The organism is Microcoleus sp. FACHB-SPT15 (assembly GCF_014849525.1).
GTDB classification, from domain to species: domain Bacteria; phylum Cyanobacteriota; class Cyanobacteriia; order Cyanobacteriales; family Coleofasciculaceae; genus Symplocastrum; species Symplocastrum torsivum.
Genome location: NZ_JACJNU010000055.1, coordinates 180692 through 204402, shown reverse-complemented (window position 1 = coordinate 204402; position 23711 = coordinate 180692). Strand labels below are relative to the sequence as shown.

20 protein-coding genes are annotated in these 23711 nt (G+C 44.9%); 13 read left to right on the top strand and 7 right to left on the bottom strand.

Going from position 1 to position 23711, the window contains the following annotated elements; translation table 11 throughout:
• Nucleotides 1–266 (bottom strand): hypothetical protein (locus H6F98_RS33130; RefSeq protein ID WP_206759667.1); only part of this gene is annotated, 266 nt, incomplete at its 3' end.
• Between the two features lie 535 nt (nucleotides 267–801).
• Here H6F98_RS33130 and H6F98_RS22310 point away from each other — a divergent pair.
• Nucleotides 802–5370 carry a PAS domain S-box protein gene (locus tag H6F98_RS22310; protein ID WP_313929918.1) on the top strand — a complete coding sequence of 1523 codons (4569 nt, stop codon included), beginning with the start codon at nucleotides 802–804 and terminating at the stop codon, nucleotides 5368–5370.
• Between the two features lie 15 nt (nucleotides 5371–5385).
• Entirely contained in the window at nucleotides 5386–7014 is a 1629-nt protein-coding gene (locus H6F98_RS22305) for an ATP-binding protein (RefSeq protein WP_192220907.1), read from the top strand.
• A 51-nt stretch (nucleotides 7015–7065) separates the two neighbouring features.
• Here H6F98_RS22305 and H6F98_RS22300 read toward each other — a convergent pair whose 3' ends face one another.
• Nucleotides 7066–7452, bottom strand: a complete 387-nt coding sequence (locus H6F98_RS22300) for a VOC family protein (RefSeq protein ID WP_192220906.1) — start codon at nucleotides 7450–7452, stop codon at nucleotides 7066–7068.
• 151 nt (nucleotides 7453–7603) lie between these two features.
• On the opposite strand from H6F98_RS22300, the gene pyrR reads away from it, so the two are divergent.
• From pyrR to H6F98_RS22265, 7 genes are all read left to right on the top strand, one after another.
• Nucleotides 7604–8146: a bifunctional pyr operon transcriptional regulator/uracil phosphoribosyltransferase PyrR gene (gene pyrR, locus H6F98_RS22295; protein ID WP_192220905.1), complete on the top strand. Its 543-nt coding sequence runs from the start codon at nucleotides 7604–7606 to the stop codon at nucleotides 8144–8146.
• Nucleotides 8147–8304: 158 nt separating this feature from the next.
• Entirely contained in the window at nucleotides 8305–8700 is a 396-nt protein-coding gene (locus tag H6F98_RS22290; RefSeq protein ID WP_192220904.1) for a hypothetical protein, read from the top strand.
• A gap of 7 nt (nucleotides 8701–8707) precedes the next feature.
• Nucleotides 8708–9094, top strand: a complete 387-nt coding sequence (locus H6F98_RS22285) for a hypothetical protein (RefSeq protein WP_192220903.1) — start codon at nucleotides 8708–8710, stop codon at nucleotides 9092–9094.
• A 20-nt stretch (nucleotides 9095–9114) separates the two neighbouring features.
• Nucleotides 9115–9483, top strand: a complete 369-nt coding sequence (locus tag H6F98_RS22280; protein ID WP_192220902.1) for an HNH endonuclease — start codon at nucleotides 9115–9117, stop codon at nucleotides 9481–9483.
• A gap of 186 nt (nucleotides 9484–9669) precedes the next feature.
• Complete coding sequence (gene fni / locus H6F98_RS22275) at nucleotides 9670–10698, top strand: type 2 isopentenyl-diphosphate Delta-isomerase (protein WP_192220901.1); 1029 nt, start codon at nucleotides 9670–9672, stop codon at nucleotides 10696–10698.
• Between the two features lie 157 nt (nucleotides 10699–10855).
• Entirely contained in the window at nucleotides 10856–12670 is a 1815-nt protein-coding gene (sppA, locus tag H6F98_RS22270; protein WP_192220900.1) for a signal peptide peptidase SppA, read from the top strand.
• Nucleotides 12671–12805: 135 nt separating this feature from the next.
• A complete protein-coding gene (locus tag H6F98_RS22265) occupies nucleotides 12806–13048 on the top strand; it encodes a hypothetical protein (protein WP_192220899.1) in 243 nt (80 codons plus the stop codon).
• A gap of 225 nt (nucleotides 13049–13273) precedes the next feature.
• Here the strand turns inward: H6F98_RS22265 and ppsA are convergent, their stop codons facing one another.
• The 5 genes from ppsA to H6F98_RS22240 all read right to left on the bottom strand — a co-directional run bounded on the left by ppsA (nucleotide 13274) and on the right by H6F98_RS22240 (nucleotide 20044).
• Entirely contained in the window at nucleotides 13274–15712 is a 2439-nt protein-coding gene (gene ppsA / locus H6F98_RS22260; RefSeq protein ID WP_192220898.1) for a phosphoenolpyruvate synthase, read from the bottom strand.
• A 445-nt stretch (nucleotides 15713–16157) separates the two neighbouring features.
• Nucleotides 16158–17885, bottom strand: a complete 1728-nt coding sequence (locus H6F98_RS22255) for a serine/threonine-protein kinase (RefSeq protein ID WP_192220897.1) — start codon at nucleotides 17883–17885, stop codon at nucleotides 16158–16160.
• Nucleotides 17886–18000: 115 nt separating this feature from the next.
• Nucleotides 18001–18540, bottom strand: coding sequence for a GIY-YIG nuclease family protein (locus tag H6F98_RS22250; RefSeq protein WP_192220896.1), 540 nt, complete (start codon nucleotides 18538–18540; stop codon nucleotides 18001–18003).
• 18 nt (nucleotides 18541–18558) lie between these two features.
• Nucleotides 18559–18885, bottom strand: a complete 327-nt coding sequence (locus H6F98_RS22245; protein WP_192220895.1) for a hypothetical protein — start codon at nucleotides 18883–18885, stop codon at nucleotides 18559–18561.
• Nucleotides 18886–19117: 232 nt separating this feature from the next.
• On the bottom strand, nucleotides 19118–20044 hold the full coding sequence (locus H6F98_RS22240; protein ID WP_192220894.1) for a Sll0314/Alr1548 family TPR repeat-containing protein: 927 nt from the start codon (nucleotides 20042–20044) through the stop codon (nucleotides 19118–19120).
• Nucleotides 20045–20231: 187 nt separating this feature from the next.
• Between H6F98_RS22240 and H6F98_RS22235 the strand changes: the two genes are divergently transcribed.
• The 4 genes from H6F98_RS22235 (at nucleotide 20232) to gshA (ending at nucleotide 23475) form a co-directional block, all read left to right on the top strand.
• Entirely contained in the window at nucleotides 20232–20402 is a 171-nt protein-coding gene (locus H6F98_RS22235) for a hypothetical protein (RefSeq protein WP_192220893.1), read from the top strand.
• A gap of 42 nt (nucleotides 20403–20444) precedes the next feature.
• Nucleotides 20445–21113, top strand: coding sequence for an ABC transporter ATP-binding protein (locus H6F98_RS22230; RefSeq protein WP_192220892.1), 669 nt, complete (start codon nucleotides 20445–20447; stop codon nucleotides 21111–21113).
• Nucleotides 21114–21318: 205 nt separating this feature from the next.
• Nucleotides 21319–22236: a histone deacetylase gene (locus tag H6F98_RS22225; protein ID WP_192220891.1), complete on the top strand. Its 918-nt coding sequence runs from the start codon at nucleotides 21319–21321 to the stop codon at nucleotides 22234–22236.
• Between the two features lie 87 nt (nucleotides 22237–22323).
• The gene (gene gshA / locus H6F98_RS22220) at nucleotides 22324–23475 is read left to right on the top strand and encodes a glutamate--cysteine ligase (protein ID WP_192220890.1); all 1152 of its coding nucleotides are present in this window, start codon (nucleotides 22324–22326) and stop codon (nucleotides 23473–23475) included.
• Nucleotides 23476–23711 lie beyond the last annotated feature (236 nt).

Genomic DNA, 23711 nt, shown 5'->3' with positions numbered 1-23711 from the left:
CTTGTTTCTTGCGCGGTTTTGCCATCGCTCGACTCGACTGTTTTTGTTGATTTTAGCGATTTGTGTCCCCCTCTTGACAGGCTTTCCTTTTTCTTAACTTGACGCCTATGGCATCCTGCCCGCCCTTTAGCTTTGACAGGCTTTCCGGCCTGTCCCACAAGAAAATGTATTTGCACAATTGGGATGCTCCCATCACAGACCAACTGGAAAACTTCCCACAATTCCTTCGTTGGGAGGATGTATTTGTGCCCAGTTTGGGAGTTCATTTTGCCTTCAATTAGGGAACTATAAGGTCAACGGTATCTTTTGTCTAAACTCTCGGCACTTCAAAAAGCGTTGAGCAGGCATCAGTTCGCAAAGCGCTTTTAGGGTTGCCGCTCTTGAATGGGGGTATGTCTAGCTGTAGCCATAAAGGTTAGGACAGATTTAAGGACCCAAACAACCACGTACTCGTGATAAACATTCTGCCTTTTGCTATACCAAGATGATGACTAACAGCTTCAATATTAACCCTCTTCTGTCACTCTCCGAAAACTTTTGCCATTGCTGAAGTCTAGAACTAACCTATGGTAGGCGATCGCAGACTTTTTCCTTCATAGAAATTGATCCGAGTAGGGAAATTGCCAAAATTAGATGGGCAAACGCTGTATTCCCTAATACACCTCCTTTGTAGAAAATATTAATAATAGGAAAAACCGGAGAGTGACAGAAGAGGGTTAAGCTGATTCTATGTGGATTGTAAAAAGATAATCTTATTAATAAAGTGACATTGACCAAACGAGATATCACTAAAAGTAAGGGATCTATAGAAGCCCTGCAAGTAAACAAGAGCAACTTTGTGAAATGACAGAACAGATTCAGGAAGCTTTCTGGTTGACCTCAGCGGATTATCAGCAGTTGCTCTATGTCAGTCCAGCTTTTGAGACAATCTGGGGTCGTTCGCGTGAGAGCTTGTACACCTATCCTGGTGGTTATCTGAACTTGATCGTCGATTCCATCCATCCCAATGATCGAGAGCGAGTCGTTGCTGCCTTTGGCAATCTCCTTGAAGCGGAATGCAAAGCGGAGTATCGACTGGTGCGACCGGATGGCTCAATTCGCTGGGTGCGATCGCGTTCTTTTCCCGTTCAAAATCCATTTGGAGAAACTTGGGGGATTGCTGGACTCTCAGAAGACATTACTGAGCGCAAACAAGCCGAGGAAATTCTGTATCAACGAGAACAGCAGTTTAGAACGCTTGTTGAACATTCTCCTGATATTATTGCCCGGTTTGATCGACAACTGCGTTATCTCTATGTCAGCCCAGCAGTTGAAGCAGAAACAGGACAACCGCCTGAAGACTATCTTGGGAAAACATTTGGTGAACTGGGCATACCAGAACCCATTGTATCCTTATCCGAGCAGTCCTTACGTCATGTTTTCCAAACGGGTGAGTATTCAGAGATTGAATTTAGTTTCTCGTTTCCTGATCAACTGAAGTATTACCAATCTCGTTTTGCCCCAGAATTCGCAGCAGATGGTTCTGTAGAGTTTGTTCTAGAGATTTGCCGTGATATCACGAAGAATAAGCAAACAGAGGCAGCACTGCGAGAGAGCGAAGAAGGCTTCCGGACAATGTTTGAGGCTGCTCCGATTGGGATAGTACTTGTTAATTCAAACGGCAGGTTTCTTCAAACCAATCCGACTTTTCAGGAACTATTCGGCTACACAGATACAGAACTCCAAAACCTATCTTGTATCGACTTGACGCATCCCGAACATCAGGTAGAGAACGCGAATTTGTTTCAGGAGCTATTTTTGGGCAAACGTACTCGCTACAGCTTGGAAAAGCGTTGCTTCCGGAAAGACGGGTGTATTGTCTGGGCCAGTGTATGTGTTTCGGTTGTTTGTGATGCCAGTGGCTTACCGCAGTATGCGATCGGCATGATCCAAGATATTAGCGATCGCAAACACGCAGAATTAAAACTTTTCCAAGCTCGTGATCAACTAGAACAACGAGTCGCTGAACGTACTGCCGAACTCGAACAAGCTAATATACGACTCCAGCAAGAGATTGCCGAGCGTTCTGCCGTACAGGAAGCCCTTAAAAGTCAACAAGAATTTCTCCGAGCTGTCCTTGATATTAATCCAAACATTATTTTTGTCAAAAATCGAGAGGGCAAATATACACTTGCCAATCAAGCTTATGCTGATTTTTATGGTATGAGTATTGAAAATGTGTTGGGCAAGACAGACGCTGAGGTGAATCCAAATCCAGAAGACGTAGAGCAGTTCCTATCTCAAGACCAGGAAGTATTTACCACATTACAGCAGAAGTTTATCCCCGAACAATCTTGCTACACAGTAACTGGAGAAAGGCGTTGGTACCAAACAATCAAAAAGCCCTTATTTTCCAGTCATGGTCAAGTTAGTCAAATTCTTGGCATTGCCACTGACATTACTCGACGTAAGCAAGCCGAATTAGAACTACAACAGGCAAAAGAGCAACTACGGGCAGTTTTGGATGCTGTGCCTGGGTATGTTTCTTGGATTAGTGCCGAAGGGCGATATCTTGGCGTTAACCGACAACTAGCTGACAGCTTCAATTTATCTCCAGATGCCTTTGTCGGTAAAGAACTGGGCTTTCTAAAAAACAGTCCTGAATTCACGCAATTTATGACTCAGTTTCTCGCTAGTTCTGCTCAAACAGACCGCCAAGTTATTGAGGTACAAGTCAACGGCTCAACTCGAAGCTATCTGATTGCTGCTCAGAAGTACCAGCAAAGCACCATGGCTGTATTAGTGGGAATTGACATCACTGAACGCAAACAGGCAGAGGAAGCACTCAAAGCTCAGAAGGAGTTTCTCCAAACTATTATTGATAATAATCCGAATGTAATTTTTGTTACAGACACAGAAGGGAAGTATGTACTTGTCAATCAAATCTATGCTGATAGCCACGCAACAACTGTTGAAGATGTAATCGGCAAGACGGCTGCTGAGTTGCATCCCAATCAAGCTGATGTAGAGTACTACACCGCTCAAGACAAGGAAGTGATTGCCACGTTAAGGCAAAAGTTCATGCCAGAAGAACTCTACACCTTGAGTGGGGAGGCACGTTGGTATCAAACTACTAAAAAGCCACTCTTTTCAAGTGATGGTCAAGTCTGTCAAATCTTGGGCGTTGCTACTGATATCACTGAGCGCAAGCTAGCACAGGAGGAACTCAAAGCCCAAAAAGAGTTTCTTCAAATAATTATTGATACCAATCCTAATAGAATTTTCGTTAAAGATCGGGAAGGTAAGTATATCCTTGCCAACAAAGCCTGTGCAGATTTTCATGGCATAGCCGTAGAAGATTTGTTAGGGCATACAGACGCTGAGGTGATGCTCGACCCAGCCGATGTAAAGCTGTTCGTTAAGGAAGACTTGGAAGTATTAACAACATTACAGACTAAATGTAGTCCAGAAGTGCCTTGCCACACGCCAACAGGGGAAGTGCGCTGGTGGAGTGTGATTAAAAAGCCACTGCTTTCAAAAGATGGTCAAGCCTTTCACGTTTTTGGTGTTTGCACTGATATCACAGAGCGTAAGCTTGCTGAGGAGCAAGTCCGGGAATCAGAATCACAATTGCGCCTTGCCTTGGAAGCAGCGCGGATGGACAGTTGGAATTGGAATTTTCAAACTGGAAAAATCATTCGGTCAAATAATTTCCAGCAACTGTATGGCTTTACTCCCAATCCCTCTGGTGTTACCTACGAAGAATTTCTAGAACTTGTTCATCCAGAAGACCGCGATCGCATCCGGCAAACCGACGAACGTGCGCTTGAGACAGGTGACGGCTATGATAGTGAATTCCGCATTATTCTACCTGATGGAAGCCTTCGTTGGGTTCAAAGCAAAGGTCAGGTTTTTTACGATGAGACAGGCAAGGCAGTACGGATGGCTGGGGTCAACTTAGATATTAGCGATCGCAAGTTGGCCGAAGAACAGCTACGCCAATCAGAAGAGCAACTGCGCCTTGCATTGGATGCTGCCAACATGGGCTTCTGGGATTGGAATCTTCAAACCGGAAAAGTTGCCCGCTCAAGCAATTTGGAACGTCTGTATGGCTGGGTTCCTAATACGGCTGATGAGACTAAAGATCGGTTTTTCAAAACCCTTCACCCGGACGACTACAAGTTGCTCAAGGAAGCCGATCGACATGCCATTGAGACAGGTGAAGGTTACGACATCGAATTCCGTATCATCATGCCCGATGGAAGCATCCGTTGGCTTGCAAGCAAAGGTCAAGTCTTTTACGATGAATCTGGCTTACCAGTGCGGATGGCTGGAATTAATCTCGACATTAGCGATCGCAAGTTTGCCGAGGAGCAACTGCGCCAATCACAAGCCTTACTACACCTGGCATTAGATGCTGCCAACATGGGCTTTTGGGAGTGGAATCTTCAAACCGGAAAAGTCATTCGTTCACAAAGCCTTCAAAGAATGTTAGGTTGGGTTCCCAACACAGCTGATGATACCAATGATGCCTTTCTCAAAATTCTTCACCCGGACGACCACGAGTTGTTTAACAAAGCCGAACAACATGCCATTGAGACGGGAGAAGGTTACGACATAGAATTCCGCATTTTATTACCGGATGGGAGCATTCGCTGGCTAGAAGCTAAAGGGCGAGTCATTTACGACGAAACTGGTAATCCAGCCCGGATAGCTGGAATTGATGTAGATATTAGTGAGCGCAAACTTGCAGAGATAAAAATCAAAGAATCGCTACAGGAAAAAGAAGTCTTACTTCAGGAAATTCACCATCGAGTCAAAAATAATTTACAGGTAATCTCCAGCCTGCTTGATTTGCAATCTCAGCATATTCAGAATCAACCGATGTTGGAGATCTTCCGCGAAAGTCAAAGCCGTATTCGATCTATGGCACTTGTCCATGAGAAATTGTATCAATCTAAAGATTGTGCCAAAATTATTTTTGTTGATTATGTTGAAACATTGACTAGCTACTTATTTCAAGTCTATGGAGTGAAGGCTGAAAATATTACTTTAAATCTAAAAATAGACGATATATCCTTAAATATTGACACAGCAATACCTTGCGGATTAATTATTAATGAACTTGTCTCAAACTCTCTTAAATATGCCTTTCCAAATCGCAAAGAAGGAGTCATTACTGTTATTTTTCAATCCAGTCTTAATGGTCAGAGAAAACTAATAGTAAAGGATAATGGAATCGGGCTATCCGCTAATTTTAAATTAGATCATGTGAAATCCTTAGGACTTAAATTAGTCAATGTTCTCACTAAACAAATTGAGGGAACAATTGCCGTGAACCGTAACGCCGGAACCGAATTTAGGATTAGCTTTTTAGAAATAAATCATTAGGAGATTTAAAGAAAAATGGGAAGAGCAAGAATTTTAATTGTTGAAGACGAAAGTATTGTAGCCCTTAATATTCAAAATCGGTTAGAAGGCATTGGGTATATAGTCGTGGCAAATCTTACCTCCGGAGAAGCCGCGATTCAATCGGTTGAAGAAACACACCCTGACTTAGTGCTGATGGATATTAAACTCAAGGGAAAAGTTGATGGTATTGAGGCAGCGGGACAAATCCGCAGTCGCTTCCATATTCCAGTTGTATATCTCACAGCTTACACAGATGAGGAAACTATCAATCGAGCGAAAGTCAGCCAATCATATGGTTATATTCTCAAGCCTTTTGAGGCAAGAGATTTATGCACAACTATTGAAGTCGCTCTCTACAATCACCAGATGGAGCAACAGCGTTATGAGAGAGAGAAGTGGCTAGCCACGACACTGAGAAGTATAGGTGATGCTGTAATTACCACCGACTCTCAAGGGTTAATCACCTTTATGAATCCAGTTGCCGAAGCGCTCACCTGTTGGAAACAAGAAGAGGTTTTAGGTAATGATTTAACCCAGGTTTTCCAAGCAATCAATGAAAGAACACGAGAAACTATTAATAATCCAGTCACCTTAGCTCTCCAGAAGGGCGTTAGTGTAGATTTGGAAAACCACACTCTCCTGATTACAAAAGATGGTAGAGAAATCCCAATTGATGATAGTGCTGCACCGATTAAAAATGATGAAGGTGAAATTACTGGAGCTGTCTTAGTTTTCCATGATATTACTGAGCAACAGCAAGCTCATGCCACTCTACAACAAACCAATGAAGAACTAGGAAATCGAGTTGAGGAGAGTAATGCTCAATTGCGGCAGATAAATGAACAACTACGAGCAGAAATTGAGCGCCGTCAGCATTTAGAAAATGAACTAATCTTTGCTCTTGAGAAAGAACGAGAACTCAATGAATTAAAGTCACGAATTGTTGCTACCGTTTCACATGAATACCGTACCCCACTTACTACAATCCTGACCTCTACTGAGTTGCTTGAACACTATAGTTTAAAATGGACTGAGGAAAGAAAGAAGAAGCATTTCGAGCGAATTAAAATAGCTGTTCAATACTTAACGAAGCTAGTCAATGATGTGCTACTTGTTAACCAAGCTGAAGCTAGGACAATACAGTTCACTCCAGCACCAGTAAACATACAGTCCATTGTTCGTGAACTCGTTACAGAATTTCGGTCAAATACAGAGCATCAACACACAATTAATGTGGAGTATCAAGGCACTGTTACTAACGTACTTATAGACGAAAAACTTGTACGAGCAATGCTAAGGAACTTGCTCTCCAATGCTATCAATTATTCTCCTGAGGGTAGCGAGATTCAGTTAGAGTTGATTTTTCAACACGATGAGCTGGTGTTTCGCATATCTGACCAAGGTATTGGTATTTCTCCTGCTGACCAAGCTCGTATATTTAATGCATTCTTTCGAGGTAATAATGTTGGTACGGCTCCGGGCGTTGGATTGGGATTAGTAATTGTTAAAGAATGTGCGAACTTGCATAATGGTAGGGTTGTTGTAGATAGTAAATTAGGTCGAGGAACGACATTTACTATTAGCCTTCCCTTACATTCACAATTTAACTCTAAAGGAGAGTAAATATTAGCTAGCTTAGATGTAAAATACTAATCAAAATTTTATTAAAAAAACCTAACTTTCATATATCTCCAAGGGTAAGCCGTCTGGGTCTTGGAAAAAGGTAAAACGCTTTCCTGTAATCTCGTCAGTCCTAATCTCTTCTACCTTCACATCTTTGGCTTGGAGATAGGCAACTGATTCATCGATATCATCAACCTCAAAGGCTAAATGTCTTAGACCACAAGCTTCTGGTCGGCTAACACGCTGGGGAGGGTTGGGGAAGGAAAAAAGCTCGATGCAATCACCGCTATTTACTTGTAAATCTAATTTATAAGAATTTCTGGATTCTCTAAAAGTTTCATTAATTACTGAAAACCCTAAAACATTTACATAAAAATGCTTCGATGTCTGATAATCAGAGCAAATAATAGCAACGTGATGAATTCTTTTTGTTTTCATAACTCAATAATCTACAATTAAGATGCACAACAGCTTATCAATACTCCTCCGTTCTGAACTTCTTTCAACCTCTAAATTTCTCTAGCCAAAACAGGAAGTTACTCGTACACCATAGTACCCTCAAGGGAATGGTACTAAATCATTAAGTGGGATGCCTACTCAAACTATTGAAATTCTCTCAGCCGAAGACCTACGCCGTACAATTACCCGTTTGGCTTCTCAAGTTATTGAAAAATCTGGAGATTTGTCCAAACTTGTACTAGTGGGTATTTATACTAGAGGCGTTCCTTTAGCAAAGCTTTTGGGGCGTCAGATCGAAATACTAGAACAGGTACAGGTGCCTGTGGGGGCGCTAGATATTACGTTTTATCGGGATGACCTGGATCAGATTAGCGTTCGGACACCAGCGAAAAGTGAGATTCCTTTTGATCTTTCAGGCAAGACAGTCGTGTTGGTGGATGATGTCATTTATAAAGGGCGCACGATTCGCGCTGCCCTGAATGCGGTAACGGAATATGGTAGACCACAAGCGATTCGACTATTGGTTCTAGTAGACCGAGGACATCGTGAGGTGCCGATTCGCCCAGACTTTACGGGCAAGCAGCTACCAACATCTGCCGAAGAACAGGTAAAAGTTTATCTCCAAGATGTAGATGGACGAGATGGTGTGGAGTTAATCAGAACCCTCTCTTAATGAGTTTTATGCGATCGCATATCTGCAAATCTAGAGCACTCGGAGAGGCGGCATCCTAAAGGAAGTACGTTTGTTTTCTGAGATTGGACGTTAAGCAAACGCGATCGCAAACCTAAGTTTCCAATACTGAGATCAGCCTTCACCCAGCGTAGGACACTGTGAACAAGAAAGAAGCTATTACATTCGCTAAAAAATTCAACTGGACTGCCGCCGATGCCGAAAGAGCATTTAATGATCTAGATTTCAAAAATGCTGACGAGCAAGCTTTATTGTTAGCGCTAGTAAATTTCGCGGGTTCTCAATTATATGAACGCCAGCGCCTGCAAGCCGCACAAAAAGGTCAGGTGACTAAAAAAACAAACTATATCACAGAGATTGAGACTGAATTTGCTAATAAAGTTAGCGAGTACGAACAGGCACTTGAGCAAGAGCGTAGTATCTTCGTCGGTATCATCGCTGGGGTTTATAAATTTGCTAAGTCTTTCGGACTTAAAGACCCTTGGATTGAAGCGCTGCTAGCCACCTATCAGGAAGACAAAAAAGATGCAGCTTAGTAAGTCAATGAATACCGAAAAAGTTACTACCCGCCTTCAATTACGAGGATATGGTGCGACTCGCTATCAAGCTGAAGCCATTACTAAAAATCTTACAGCGGTAGCCAATCAAGGTAGAGCCTATGCTTATCCCGTAAGTGACGTGGTTGCCTCAATTCGACAGTATTTGCAGCGCCCTCGCATTCAGCCAGCCACTCGCCAGATTCTCGAAGCTGTCTTGCAAGCTCTACTGGAGCGCCTGGGTAACGTCATCGAAGTTCCTTTTGGGTCTAGCACCAACCCCGAAATTAATAAATTGGCAAGACAGCTAACCCAAGCCAGGTCTAGAACTGACAGTGCCTTAGCTGAACTTAAAGCAACGGCTGCCACACTTAAAGCTAAATACAATATGTAGTTGGGAAAACCTGCAAACAGATGACTGACTCTCCTTTTGAGGAACTTGTAAAAAGCCTATTTGAAGCGACTAAGCAAGCTGATACCGCTCTAGCAGAACTTCAAGAGATTGCTACCCGAATTAATGCCAGACATGAGCCACGCGCACAATTCAACCGCTGGCGTGATTCTGAAGAGGGAAAGCTCTGGAAACAGAAACAATACCAAGCTCAAAGGGGCTGCTGTGCTATTGCTAAATGTGGAAAACCCATTCAACTAAAAGGTTCTCACATCGACCATATCTTGCCGCTTTCGCACTTCCCTGGTTTAGCCGTAGACACTCAGAATCTGCAAATCACTTGCCCCAACTGCAATATAGCAAAAAGTAACAAGATTACTGTCGCCGCATAACTGTAGTGATCGCACCCAAAACAAAACCCCTCTGCCTCCTGCCTTCGTCAACATTTTGAGATGGAGAAGTAGGGAGATAGAGAGGTAGCCAAGTGTTGCGTTTTGAGAGGTCAAGGCGAGTGAGGCACAATCTCGATGGGACAATCAAAATTGTCAATCAACCGGCATAGAGTAAAGTTTGAAGATATGAGAGAAACCCAGACCCGGAAAGCCGACCATATACGGATTTGTCTGGATGAAGATGTGCAATTTCACGGCGTAACCAATGGACTGGAGGGCTACCGCTTCACCCATTGTTGTCTGCCAGAACTAAACCGCAGTGAGATTGATATAAGAACGAAGTTTTTGGGGAAATGGCTGGGAGTCCCGTTGCTGATTTCTTCGATGACAGGTGGAACAGAACAGGCAAAAACTATTAATTTTCGTTTGGCTGAAGTTGCCCAACATTACAAGCTAGCGATGGGTGTGGGTTCCCAGAGGGTAGCGGTGGAGAATCCACAGGTGGCTGATACATTCGCTGTGCGATCGCACGCCCCAGATATTCTCTTATTTGCCAATCTTGGGGCGGTTCAGCTGAACTACAGTTATGGGTTGGCTGAGTGTCTACGTGTGATAGACCTTTTAGAAGCTGATGCTTTAATTTTGCACCTCAATCCCTTGCAAGAGTGCATTCAACCGAAAGGGGATACTAACTTTAAAGGATTAATTGACAAAATCAATATTTTGTGCAACAAGCTGCCTGTGCCTGTGATTGTTAAAGAAGTGGGAAATGGCATCTCTGCTGCCATGGCACAGAAGCTACTCGATGCGGGTGTCACAGCTATAGATGTTGCAGGTGCGGGTGGAACCTCTTGGGCAAAGGTGGAAAGTGAACGAGCCTTAAATATTCAGCAGCGGCGGTTGGGACAGACATTTGCCAACTGGGGTTTGCCAACAGCGGAGTGTATTACGAGTATCCGAGCGATCGCACCAGAGATTTCGTTGATTGCTTCTGGAGGATTGCGTGATGGCTTGGATGTTGCCAAAGTGATCGCGCTTGGAGCGGACATTGCGGGTTTAGCATTTCCCTTCCTTCAAGCCGCAGCCGAATCAACCGATGCCGTTGAGTCCCTAGTACAGCTATTGAGTGCAGAAATTACCACAGTTCTCTTCTGCACGGGTAATGCTAATCTATCTCAACTCAAACACTCGAACGCCTTGCAAAAGCTAGCATAAAGATATTGAAAATGAGTGATTAATAATTCAGAACTATGGTAAAGGAATGCGTGAATTACAAATTTTGAATCTATAATGCCTATCCAACCCTCTCACCTAGAGTTTAGGCTACGCTAACACTCGCTCACCTCCTCACCCTCTCATCCCCTCACACCAAATGCGTCAATTCCTTAAGCAAACCTTTGCCAGCATGGTTGGCAGCCTTGCAGGTCTTATTTTGTTCTTTAGTTTAGGAACTGGTGGACTGATCTTTTTATTAATCGCCGCTGCCTCTAGAGACACTGGCCCACAGGTTAAGGATAAGTCAGTGCTGGTTTTTGATCAGTCGCTAAGCATTACTGATACTGATCCAACCTCAAGCACCAGCGAGGCGATTGGAGAGGCGCTATCGGGCGATAGTACAACATCTATTACCCTACGCACAGTTCTGGATACCTTAGAAAAGGCGCGTAAAGACGAGCGAATTGTTGCCGTCTACTTGGATGGGAGTAAAACCTCAACAGGTAGCGGCACTGGCTTGGCAACACTCAAGGAAGTCCGTGAAGCCTTGGAACGTTTTCGCAAATCTGGGAAAAAAATAATTGCCTACGATGTCGATCTAGGAGAAAAGGAATACTATCTGAGTTCTGTGGCAGATACAGTTATTCTCAATCCGATGGGGGCTATGGAAATCAATGGCTTTAGCTCTCAGCCACTCTTCTACACCGGGGCACTACAAAAATACGGTGTTGGTGTTCAGGTGATTCGGGTAGGGAAGTACAAGTCAGCCGTTGAACCGTTCGTTTTGAAAAAGTTAAGTCTGGAGAATCGACAGCAGACTCAAAGCTTGTTGAACGATCTTTGGAGTGAATTTCTCACGACAGTTAGTAAGAGTCGTAAAACTACGCCTCAACAGTTACAAGCAATTGCTGATACTCAAGGGGAGTTGATGGCAACACAGGCACGTCAACGAGGTTTGGTGGATCAGGTTGCCTACCTTGACCAAGTTGTGGCTGACCTCAAAAAGCTAACTGGCAGTGACGAGGACGATAAATCGTTTGAGCAGATTAATTTGGCGACCTACAGCAACGTTGAAAGTAATGACTCCAAGAAGAGCAGCGACAATAAAGTGGCATTAGTGTATGCCGACGGTGAAATTGTTGATGGTCAAGGGGGTGCCCAGCAAGTCGGTGGTGATAGCTTTGCCCGACAGTTGCGCCAGTTGCGTTTGGATGAGGATGTCAAGGCAGTGGTGCTGCGGATTAATAGCCCTGGTGGTAGCGCTACAGCCTCTGAGGTGATTCAGCGGGAAGTCCGTCTCACTCGCGAAAAGAAGCCAGTGATTGTCTCAATGGGCGATTATGCGGCTTCTGGAGGCTATTGGATTGCCACAGGAGCCAATCATATTTTTGCAGAACCGAGTACGATTACGGGTTCCATCGGCGTGTTTGGACTACAGTTTAATGTTCAAAAGCTAGCAAACGACAACGGCATCACTTGGGACGTTGTGAAAACGGGTCGTTATGCGGATAGTTCTACGGTTTCTCGTCCCAAGACACCTCAAGAATTAGCGATCGCACAACGTTCAGTTAACCAAATTTACTACCAGTTCCTCAACAAAGTCGCTGAATCTCGAAAACTTCCGGCACAAAGAGTCGCACAAATTGCTCAGGGACGGGTTTGGTCAGGTCAAGATGCTAAGCAACTGGGGTTAGTCGATGACCTTGGCGGGATCGAGGATGCGATCAACTATGCGGCTAAACAAGCCAAACTGGGAAATAACTGGGAACTGCAAGAGTATCCAGAAGTTCGCAGCTTAGAAGAACGGATTTTGAAGACATTTACCGATGAGGCAAGCACCCAAAAGGCAGAACAAGCGAATCCCTTGACTGCCGAGTTTATGAAGCTACAAGCCGATTTAGCACTTCTCAAAATGATGAATGACCCTAGAGGTGTCTATGCCCGTCTGCCGTTCAATTGGCGAATTGAATAAGCGAAGCCGCAAGGCGAAATTTTGGCTAATCTTAAAACAACGATAAAGTTGGGTAGAAATACGGTTACATTTTGCCCAGAGATAGGTAAAGTAGATGAGAAGACACAGCCATTATTAGCTTTTTTGCATCCATCCATGGGTAGAAAAAATAACCGCTTCTTAATTCTGATCGCAACCTGTAGTATCACTGGCGTCATTCTTGGCGGTACTACAAGCTGGGCATCGACTAATCAATGCTTGGAAGCCAATAATTTAACGAGTGAGTGCTTGACCCAAGACCCCATTCACAAAACAGTCCACGGAATGAGCGTTGGCTTGCTAGCAGGAGCGGGTGCAGCAGTTGGTGCTGCCTTTCAGTTGAAGCGTCAAGGGGATTAGGGGGATTCCAGGCTAGTACCGCTACAAGGAATTGACAAAAATCTTGTGGGATGGGCATCTTGCCCGTCCCGACGGGAGCAAGTTAATTGTGGAATAGCTTATCCAGTTAAAAAAGGTTAAAAAGCTTACTGTGCAAGCAATATTCCTTCTGCCCTGGAGCCTCCTATGTTCTGCCTTCTTGGACTAGGGACTGGGCGAAGTTCCCCAATCCCCAGCCCCCAATCCCTAATCCCCAATTCCTTCAACGTCTGCCACTATCAAGAGTGTCTTCAGGACAGAATCAGGATTAAGGCTCATGGAGTCGATTCCCTGTTCTACTAAGAATTTCGCAAACTCAGGATAGTCACTTGGGCCTTGACCACAGATACCGATTTTACGACCTTTTTCCTTTGCAGTTGCGATCGCCATTTTCACCATCCGCTTCACACCTTCATTGCGCTCATCAAAAATATGAGCCACTAAAGCCGAATCACGGTCTAAACCTAGAGTCAGTTGTGTCAAATCATTCGAGCCAATCGAGAAACCGTCAAATACTTCAGCGAATTCATCAGCCAGGATGACATTACTCGGCAACTCACACATCACATAGACCTGTAAGCCATCGACACCTCGCTCTAAACCATTTTTAGCCATTTCAGCCAGCACTTGACGCCCCTCATCCGGAGTCCGACAGAAGGGAATCATCGGGATGATATTAGTCAAGCCCATCTCTTCCCGCACCCGCTTGAGTGCAAGACATTCCAAGGCAAAGGCATCACGGTACTCTTCATCGTAGTAACGCGATGCTCCACGCCAGCCCAGCATGGGATTTTCTTCCTTCGGCTCAAACTGCTTGCCGCCTAAGAGGTTGGCGTATTCATTGGTCTTGAAGTCGGACATCCGGACAATCACTGGCTTAGGATAAAAAGCAGCAGCAATCATGCCAACGCCACGAGCCAGTTTATCGACAAAGAACTGAGGCTTGTCTTCATAAAGCACTGTCAGTTTGCCAATCTTCGCCTTAACCTGTTCATCCTCCAGTTGGTGATAGTGAATCAATGCCAATGGGTGTACCTGGATGTAATTAGCGATGATAAACTCCAATCGCGCTAACCCTACACCATCACAAGGAATCGCTGACAACCCGAAGGCTTGTACGGGGTTACCCACATTCATCAAAATTTGGGTGCGAGTACGAGGTAGGTTGTCTAAGGGAATTTCTTTCACCTCAAAGGGTAGTAGCCCAGAGTAAACTTTTCCTTCTTCCCCATCAGCGCAGGAAATCGTCACCTCTTGACCTGTATTCAAGACATCTGTCGCATCACCACAGCCGACAATTGCAGGAATCCCCATCTCCCGTGCAATAATCGCAGCATGGCAAGTGCGTCCACCTTGGTTAGTAATAATCGCACTTGCTTTTTTCATAATCGGTTCCCAATCTGGGTCAGTTCTGTTGGTGACTAATACTTCCCCAGGCTGGAACAAATTGATTTGACTAACATCCAGAATCACACGGGCTTTCCCTTGACCAATTGCAGCCCCAACTGCTCGACCTGTAACTAAGACATCACTATATTGTTTAATTTCGTAGCTACGCAGAACGTTCTTCGTCTTCTGAGACTGCACAGTTTCTGGACGCGCCTGCACAACAAATAGTTCTCCGGTTAGCCCGTCTTTTGCCCACTCAATATCCATCGGAGTATAAGTGTTACGGACAGCAGAATAATGCTCCTCAATCAACACCGTCCAGCGAGCGAGTTGCAGGATTTCATCATCCGTTAAGCAATATTTCTCCTGTTCAGACTGCTGAACAGGAACATTTTTCGTTAGCTTTGAACCACCAAGGTCGTAGACCATTCGTAATTCTTTTGTGCCTAATGATTTTTTTAAAATTGGGCGGTAACCGTCTTTCAAGGTTGGTTTGAAAACAAAGTATTCGTCAGGATTAACTGACCCTTGCACAACGTTTTCTCCTAAACCATAGGCGGCGGTAATTAGTGCAGCATTTTTAAAGCCACTTTCAGTATCAATTGAGAACATGACTCCGGAGGACGCTAAATCAGAGCGCACCATCTTCTGAACTCCGACGGAAATTGCGATACTAAAGTGGTCGAAGCCTCGTGTTTGCCGATAGGAAATTGCGCGATCAGTAAATAAGGAAGCGTAGCATTTATGACAGGATTCTAGAACACTCTTAATCCCGTGAATATTTAAATAAGTTTCCTGTTGACCTGCAAAGCTTGCATCCGGCAAGTCTTCTGCGGTTGCTGAAGAACGAACAGCACAATCTGTCTCTTCTCCATAGCGAGAACACATCCTTTGATAAGCTTCTATAATTGCGGCTTGAAGTTCAGTGGGAAAGGGTGTGTTGAGGATTAATGAGCGAGCTTGTTTACCGCGCTTTTGGAGATTGCTAACATTATCAACATCCAAATCAGCAAATAGTTTGCGTAGCTTTTCTTCTAAGCCTGCTACCTTAATGAAGTAACGATAGGCATAAGCTGTAGTTGCAAACCCTGTGGGAACTTTTACGCCCTTGGATGTTAGTTCTTGGATCATTTCACCAAGGGAGGCATTCTTACCACCTACCAGGGAAATATCGGAAATTCCTACTTCTTCAAACCAGAGAACCAGAGATTCCTCTTTGGTGACTTGGGAAGATTGTACCTGAATTGCTAGTACCATGAGTATTTCCTCTTACTCTTAATTTCAGTCTAGCCTTGCAAAATTTTTGAGAGTAGGAAAATGACTTATTTCTTCACGCACCCCTATTTTTAGGAAATAAATGGAAACAAAGCGCTCAATCTAGCGGCGTTCTTTCGCCAGTTGATTCATCTTGATACAATTCCTGTGTTTTTCCTCCTAATAAGAAAGCCCAGCGGGTGACGGCTGGGCTTCTTTCGTATGCTTCTTTCACAGGAACTGTTATGCAATCCTCACACTTTAAATTAATCGTTGCCAGAAGGACGGAGGTTTCCCTCTGTTCTTAGACATTCTTCTTTTAAGATAACGCAAATAGTTTTTTGCGTCTGTAATGATTCATTGGTCAGTGTTGCTCTTAGTAGGCTTGTCCGAAAATTAACCTGAAACCCTTGTGGTTCCTAGGCTAGATTTTAATTTCCGGACAGGTCTAGTGCAAATCCGCTTCCCAAACAGCAACGTAGATGCGATCGCTTTTATTACGTTCAATTACACCTTTTAAGCGATTGGTTCCACCCGTCTCAAACCGATAGCGATTGGATTGGCGTTCATAAACAGATTCGAGTCCTTGCTCAATGTCCCCTGCCACGTTACCACTGAGCATCTGATTCAGCGTTCCTGATATTGTCTGAAGCTGAACCTCTGGAGAAAAAGATGCCTCTGTTTGGCGAAGACGCCTGGAATCACGGTCAAACAAATATCCCAAGCTGACTTGACCAGGCACATACTCCTCATAAAGTACGGCACGGGTATTCGGCCACACACCTTTCGAGTTCTTCGTTGGACTGCCTAACTCTTCTATCACAGCCCTTGATTGCGTGCCTGGAGCAAAACCAGGAACGTTCTTGGGTGGAGTTGAATTTGAGTTGTTGTTCTCTGTTTCAGGTGGAGGAACAGGAATAACTTGTGTCGGGAAGGATGCAGTCGGTGTCTGTGTTGAGGAGGGTGCTTGCGCTGATGGTTCGGAGGAGGATTCAGGCGGAATTGGTGAGGGTGTGTTTGCAGGTGGCGGGGGCGGTGTTGGGGATGGAGGTTGCTGTGCGGTGGGTTGTTCGCTTGTTGGATCAGAGGATGATGAGACTGGACTGGAATTATTTGGCGATCGCGTTAATCCTACAGCTAATGCGATCGCACCCGCTAGCACTGCCCCAGCAATGGCAGCACCAAAAATTACACGCTTTTGCCCACTGTTTTGTTGTATGACCGGACTTGTCCCTACAGGCAGCGTTTGTTGAGGGGCAGGATTTGCGATTGGTGGGGTTGAACGTGGCGCTTGGGGTAAACCTCCTGGTGCAACGGCTACTGTTGCCATCTCTGACGCTGCACCGTCAGACTGTAAGGCATTGAGCATTTCTCTTGCTGTGGAAAAGCGATCGCGTGGTGTGAATCGAATCGCCCGATCAATTACCGTTGCCAGATTAGAATGAACATTTGGAGCATACTGACGCCACAACAACTCACCTGTGCGATCGTCCGTCTGCAACTCTTGAGGCAGTTTCCCCGTGAGCAAAAAAACCGCTGTCAGCCCTAAACTATATAAATCACTCGCATAAGTTGGGCGTCCTGCGGCTTGCTCACTCGACATAAATCCAGGTGTTCCAATCACCATGGATTCAGCCGAGTTAGCCGGATTATTCACTACTGTATTCATCGCTTCTTTGACTGCGCCAAAATCAATCAGCACTGGCAATCCGTCACGTTTGCGAATAATAATGTTATCCGGCTTGATATCGCGGTGAACCATGCGACGGTTGTGGACAAAATCCAGCACTGGCAATAGACTCGCTAATATCGCCTTCACCTCATTCTCATTCAGCCTTCCTGTCTGTTCTACCTTCTTCGTAAGGGTGTCACCTTCGATCCATTCCTGGACTAGGTAAAACTGACCCGCTTCTGAGAAATACGCAAATAACCGAGGAATCTGAGGATGCCCTTCTCCGAGTTCCTCCAAAACTGCCGCTTCCCGTTGAAATCGCTCTTTTACTACCTCGTAAGTTTTGGGGTCATGCGTCACTGGCTTAAGCTGCTTAATCACACACCGCCGTCCCGAAGGCATATGAGTATCTTCGGCAAGAAAGGTGTTGCCAAACCCACCAGCCCCCAGTGTCTGGAGTACCCGATAGCGATTATTTAGTATATTTAATGGTGTTGGTGTCATAAGAGATAAAAGAATCGCTTTTTCTATAATAAAAAGGGTGTTACTGAACACCCAGTTATTGCCTGAATTTTACTGGTGTTGGAAGGCTCTCAAATCTCCTAAAGGAAATAGGCTTCTACTTTAAGTCAAGCAATCCATTCTCCTTAAGCTTTGGATTGAAGCGAATTTCGGTTTGCACGCCACGAGATTTCAGTACTTCTAAGATTTGGGCTTCAACTCGTCGTGCAACTTGTTTTAATAGTTTAATCTGCATCAATTCATCACTTTTTTCATAGCCTACCTGCTCTTCATCAGTCATTGCTAGCTTGGCATTAATAGGCTGATTCCACGCCGCTTCATCTGAGCTATTCCCTGGTGGCATTACTCCATTTTCTGTAATCCACGCCTCTCGAATCATTTCTAGTTGAGTACGGTTAGGTTTATCAATCGTTTGTGCTTTTAACCAGTAGCAGGATTTTGGTTGACGTACTAGGTGTTGTTTGAGACTTAGATAAATGTCACGAGAATAATTTACCAGTTGTAGCGTCTTATCCTGGTCAAAAATAGCGTATATCCCAATTTTCCCTTGTAACTCTTCAGGTAAATTGCCAGTGTCATCAAGATAGGAAATAAGGCCAAGTTCGTTGAGAGAAGGAAATTGTGTTTCAGAGTTCATTGGTAATTAAAACAAACTTTATTTAACTTTTTTATAAATTGCACAGAGGCGACTCGGTTGAAATATTTTTGCTTTAAACATGAAGTTAGGAGGCACATTAATGATGACGTAATCATCAGATTCGTGATACTGCTCAAATTCAGCAGGCATTCCCTTTGGTGTCGTTGTGGTGTAGGGAACTGGCTGAAACAACAATTCGGTAAATTCAACCTTTTCGCATTGGGCTTGCTCAGCAATTTGAGTCAAAAAGGTTTCATTACTCAACGAACTGAACACGTTATCTCTAGCTTCTGGATCGAGGACAAAACTACTATCAAAGTTATTAACAATTTTTAATCGAGCCATTTTTAGGGTAAGTGCTTAACAATATTGGCAACTTTGGAGATTATACCTGAGGCACTTACCGAGTTAAACTAGAACCTGTAATTAGTAACAGTTTGTATCCTAAATTCAGCAGGTAAGGAGTAATACCAATTCTTTATGTGGCTAAACTAAATGCAAACCTTGGTAGGGGCACACAGCTAGCTATGCACCCCTATCCAAAATTTAAGGCAATATCAATGTCGGCAGCAGCTATTTATTTAGTGCCATCTCGAATTGCATCCCGCTCTGCGTCGCAATTGCGATTGGTATTGTTGATGCTAGTTTCGGCAACACACTGCTCGTAGGTAATTTGTGCTGTGTAACGCCTTGGTAATTGAGCTTGTTTTTCCAGTGCTTTTTTGAAAAATTCTATAGCTTCTGGTTTCTTACCCTGCTTTACCAAAATTTGCGCCTTCAGGTACGACAATTCTGGGTTGTCTGGTGTCAACGCGATCGCACGATCTACATATTCCATTGCCTTGGGATACTGTTTCAAATCCCGATAGCCGATCGCAATCCCACGATAAGCCAAGTACGAAGGAGAACCATGATTTTCTAACCGCTCAATTGCCTCAGCCGGGTCAGAAAATGGTAAATTCACAGCTAGCATCAAATCCATGTAGCCTGTAAGCAAGTTTAGCTCTGGGTCATTAGGGTCAATTTTTTTTGCTTCATCCAGATACTGAAAGACTTTCTGCAACTTGCCCAACGCTCCCACAGGACCATCCTTGTGGAAATTGTAAGCCCCTTCTAAAAAATGACCTGCTGCTGTGTAAAGGTTCCCGCGTAGGGGGTCAGTGCCAATCAATTTCTCGCCAGTTTGTAGCGTTTTGGTCGCGTAGCGATTCAAGGTTTCCCAATCTTGACTGGTATAAGCCAGAGAGGCAAGCATGGCATAAGCCAGCGGTTCATTCGATTCAGTGGATTCCGCTTGACTCAGGTAACGCTGGGCTTCTGAGTAGTTTCCGTCCTTGAAGATGGCGTTAAAAGCGGCTTCTGTGTTATCGCCGATATTACGACCATCATTGGGGCGAAAGGGGTCTCCGGCAAATGTGGGTGTGACCCACAAACCGAGTACCACAACCGCTGCACCAGCAAGGGTTTTGATTGTCCTTTTTGGGTTGGGAAACCATGTCGTCATCGTTATCCTCACTAAAAATGATGCTTAATTGAAAGGGTGACGTTGTGGTTGATTCGAGGTTCCAATTGACAAGAGGTTTGAAGAATTCACGTTAAGTTTGTCAAAATTGAGAAGAACTAAACAAGCAAGCTATGTTGGCAGCCATTGAGTGAAATTGACCTTGGTCTGACAAGCGTGTTAAGCAACCTTGACATCAATAATTCTAGCGATGGTCTACCGCATTCTCAACTTGCAGTTGTCGCCCTTTAGCGCGTTTCGTAATCACTCTCCTGAAGGTTTGCGGCACAAGCTCTCAGCCGTAAGAACTCTCTGTGAGCCTGAACAAGCAAAGGCAACGCACGACGTGCCGCTACGCTAAATCTGCTTTGATTCCAAAAAATCCTTTCTCGTACCAATCTTGATGCTGTATCTCAAAGACCTAACTTACCACCCTCCTGCTACCCCGATCGCAATTTTAAAATCTCTCAATCTAGAACTCGCACCGCAACAACTAGGACTGGTGATTGGTCCTAGCGGCTCAGGCAAAAGCACATTATTAGAAATTTTGGCAGGATTAGCGGAGCAAACTAAAGGTGCTGTCTATTGGCGAGATCAGGAACTGACACCGGAACACCTGCAACAGTTAGGAGGATTGGTATTTCAATTCCCAGAGCGACATTTCTGTGGCAGCACGATTTTGGAAGAATTGCGGATGGGTCATCCGGAGTTGGGTTCCGAGAAGGTTCATGAAGCCTTGAGCGAAGTTGGACTCGCCGATATCTCACTATCCACTGCCCCTCATGCTTTAAGTGGTGGTCAACAACGCCGCCTTGCTCTGGCAGTCCAATTGATTCGGCAACCGAATATGCTGATGTTGGATGAACCCACAGCTGGCTTAGATTGGTCAATGCGACGGCAGCTAGTTAATCTGCTGGCGAAGCTCAAAACTCACTGGACACTCTTTGTCGTCACCCACGATGCTGGTGATCTCTTAAAAATTGCTGACCGTTGCTGGATGCTGAACCACGGAGAATTGCAAGCTGTTGACCCAGCGACGCTTGCGGCTAAAGAAGAAGTGGTTAGTTGTTAGTTGTTGGTTGTTGGTTGTTATAGCAGTAGCCACGAATGTTAGGACAGTAAGAGGAGCTTGTGTTCCTTAACTAGAGCCGATTTGACCCAAAGCTGACCGCCCAAAGCTGACGGCTGATGGCTATAGTAGGGCAACTTTAAAAAGCTGACGGCTGATTGCTGACAGCTTGTATCTAGTGCGTCTGGGCTAGTTCACAATTTCAGATATGGACTTGCCAATCATTTACCATCCCGATTATGTTGCACCTCTCCCAGAGGGGCATCGCTTTCCTATGCCGAAATTTGGGAAACTTTACGAAATGCTTCTAAGCGATCGCGTTGCTACTCCAGAGCAATTCCATACGCCTAATCCTCCCCCTCAAGACTGGATTGAGCTGGTTCACACCCCAGACTATATCCAAGCCTACTGTGAAGGCACCCTGGACTCCAAAGCCCAACGACGCATCGGTTTACCCTGGAGTCCAGCTCTTGTCAATCGCACCTGTACTGCTGTAGGTGGTACTGTCCTCACTGCCCAACTCGCGCTGAAACACGGCTTAGCCTGCAATACAGCAGGTGGTACCCATCATGCTTTTCCTAGTTATGGGTCGGGTTTTTGTATCTTTAATGATTTAGCGATCGCATCGCGTGTCCTCCAACACCTAGGGCTTGCTCAAAAAATCTTGATTCTTGACCTCGATGTTCATCAAGGAGACGGTACGGCTTTTATCTTCCAAGATGACAATAGTGTTTTTACTTTCTCCATGCACTGTGAAGTTAACTTTCCTAGTACTAAACAAAAAAGTGACTTAGATGTTCCCCTACCAATGGGAATGGATGATGAGGCATACCTACAAACCCTGGCAAAGTATCTCCCTGATTTACTCTCTGACTTCCAGCCTGATTTAGTATTCTACGATGCTGGCGTTGACCCTCACGTTGGCGATCGCTTAGGTAAGCTAGCCCTCACAGATACAGGCATTTACTGCCGTGAGATGCAGGTATTGAGTACTTGTGTCGCCGCAGGCTATCCTGTAGCGGCTGTAATTGGTGGCGGCTATGCAGACGACCTTGATGGCTTGGTCTATCGGCACTCTATACTGCACCGCGCTGCCAGTGAAGTCTATCGCCAGTACTATCTTTAGTGCCAAACTATTGAAAGAAGAATTAATTCGTCTTCCTTGATACATTAAGTATCGAGAAGGTCGCTCTACCCAGATCTAGGAGACACCGTGCTGCTATCCAAAGGTTTTGAAATTGAAATGTACACTGGCACCCCTCAAGGGGATGTTGTCGGTCTCTCCGATCAGATTGTTGCGTCCCTAAATGGCTTTGTGCGCGAACCTGATAGCCGTAATGTGGAATATACGACCGCTCCCTTGTATGGCTATGACCGCTTATTGTGTGCCTTAGTACGCCCTCGGCAGCAACTACGAGAGTATTTAAAACGCCTAGGAGACTATACCCTGATTCCTGGTAGCACGTTGTCATTAGGTGGAAGCGATCGCTTCCAACGTTCTGACCCCAACAATCCTTACCACACTTACATCGAGCAAACCTACGGCACCAAAGTTGTCACCGCTAGCGTCCACATCAATGTTGGAATTAGTGACCCAGAAATGTTGATGCGGGCTTGCCGTTTGGTCAGAGTAGAAGCACCTCTCTACCTTGCCCTAAGTGCGTCTTCCCCATTTCTAGATGGACAGCCGACAGGCTATCACTCCACCCGTTGGGGACTCTTTCCCAAAACACCAACCAATGTTCCCTTGTTTGAAAGCCACACGCACTTTATCAAGTGGACTGAGGAGCAACTTGCTGCTGGGACTATGCGAAATGTCCGCCACCTCTGGTCATCAGTTCGACCAAATGGCAATCACCGACCTTACGACCTCAATCGAGTGGAATTGAGAATTTGTGATTTAGTCGTAGACCCGATCGCGCTGTTGTCGATTATGGCGCTGCTAGAAGCCCGTCTTACTCAACTGCTTGATGATCCAAGCCTTGATCCCTTGGAGTCTAGCACCTTACCTGCCTCCCAACGTGCGGCTGACTTAGTTGCTCTCACCGATGCTAATGAGTCTGCTGTTGCTCAACTGAGCCTAGATGCTGAACTACGTCATTGGCAAGATGGACGGAAAATCTTGGCGCGGGATTGGATTGAGGAAATTTATCCGGAGGCTTGGGCGGCTGCCAAGAAACACGGCTTCAGTTGCTTCCTCTCTCCTGTCAAAAAAATTCTTCGGCAAGGTAACACGGCTCAGCAGTGGCTAAAACTCTACGAGGAAGACCTTAGCGGTCGGAGTGTGATCGTACAAGCGATACAAGCTATGGCAGAGCAAGAACGGGAATTAGAAGATAAGTTGTGCCAACAGTTAGCGGCTTAGTTTTTGGCACAGCACCGTAAGTTCACAAATCAAAATATCTAATCAATTTTTCCTGACACCCTCATATTAATAAAATCTATATATCACCTCTGTATTTAGGTAGATATTCACATCGGCGGAGTGGAAGCTCAGGGAAGAGGGGAAGGCTTAAAGGGGAAAGGAGCGATTTACTTCTTGCCCCTTCTCGTTTCCCTTGGCTCTGCTGCCATTGCTCTGGTACAACAGAATGCAACTGA

Bases quoted from the DNA above. Each gene is read 5' to 3' on its own strand.
- H6F98_RS22305 (WP_192220907.1), top strand. From the start codon at position 5,386: ATGGGAAGAGCAAGAATTTTAATTGTTGAAGACGAAAGTATTGTAGCC.
- H6F98_RS22300 (WP_192220906.1), bottom strand. From the start codon at position 7,452: ATGAAAACAAAAAGAATTCATCACGTTGCTATTATTTGCTCTGATTAT.
- pyrR (WP_192220905.1), top strand. From the start codon at position 7,604: ATGCCTACTCAAACTATTGAAATTCTCTCAGCCGAAGACCTACGCCGT.
- H6F98_RS22285 (WP_192220903.1), top strand. From the start codon at position 8,708: ATGAATACCGAAAAAGTTACTACCCGCCTTCAATTACGAGGATATGGT.
- H6F98_RS22280 (WP_192220902.1), top strand. From the start codon at position 9,115: ATGACTGACTCTCCTTTTGAGGAACTTGTAAAAAGCCTATTTGAAGCG.
- fni (WP_192220901.1), top strand. From the start codon at position 9,670: ATGAGAGAAACCCAGACCCGGAAAGCCGACCATATACGGATTTGTCTG.
- sppA (WP_192220900.1), top strand. From the start codon at position 10,856: ATGCGTCAATTCCTTAAGCAAACCTTTGCCAGCATGGTTGGCAGCCTT.
- H6F98_RS22265 (WP_192220899.1), top strand. From the start codon at position 12,806: ATGGGTAGAAAAAATAACCGCTTCTTAATTCTGATCGCAACCTGTAGT.
- ppsA (WP_192220898.1), bottom strand. From the start codon at position 15,712: ATGGTACTAGCAATTCAGGTACAATCTTCCCAAGTCACCAAAGAGGAA.
- H6F98_RS22255 (WP_192220897.1), bottom strand. From the start codon at position 17,885: ATGACACCAACACCATTAAATATACTAAATAATCGCTATCGGGTACTC.
- H6F98_RS22250 (WP_192220896.1), bottom strand. From the start codon at position 18,540: ATGAACTCTGAAACACAATTTCCTTCTCTCAACGAACTTGGCCTTATT.
- H6F98_RS22245 (WP_192220895.1), bottom strand. From the start codon at position 18,885: ATGGCTCGATTAAAAATTGTTAATAACTTTGATAGTAGTTTTGTCCTC.
- H6F98_RS22240 (WP_192220894.1), bottom strand. From the start codon at position 20,044: ATGACGACATGGTTTCCCAACCCAAAAAGGACAATCAAAACCCTTGCT.
- H6F98_RS22230 (WP_192220892.1), top strand. From the start codon at position 20,445: ATGCTGTATCTCAAAGACCTAACTTACCACCCTCCTGCTACCCCGATC.
- H6F98_RS22225 (WP_192220891.1), top strand. From the start codon at position 21,319: ATGGACTTGCCAATCATTTACCATCCCGATTATGTTGCACCTCTCCCA.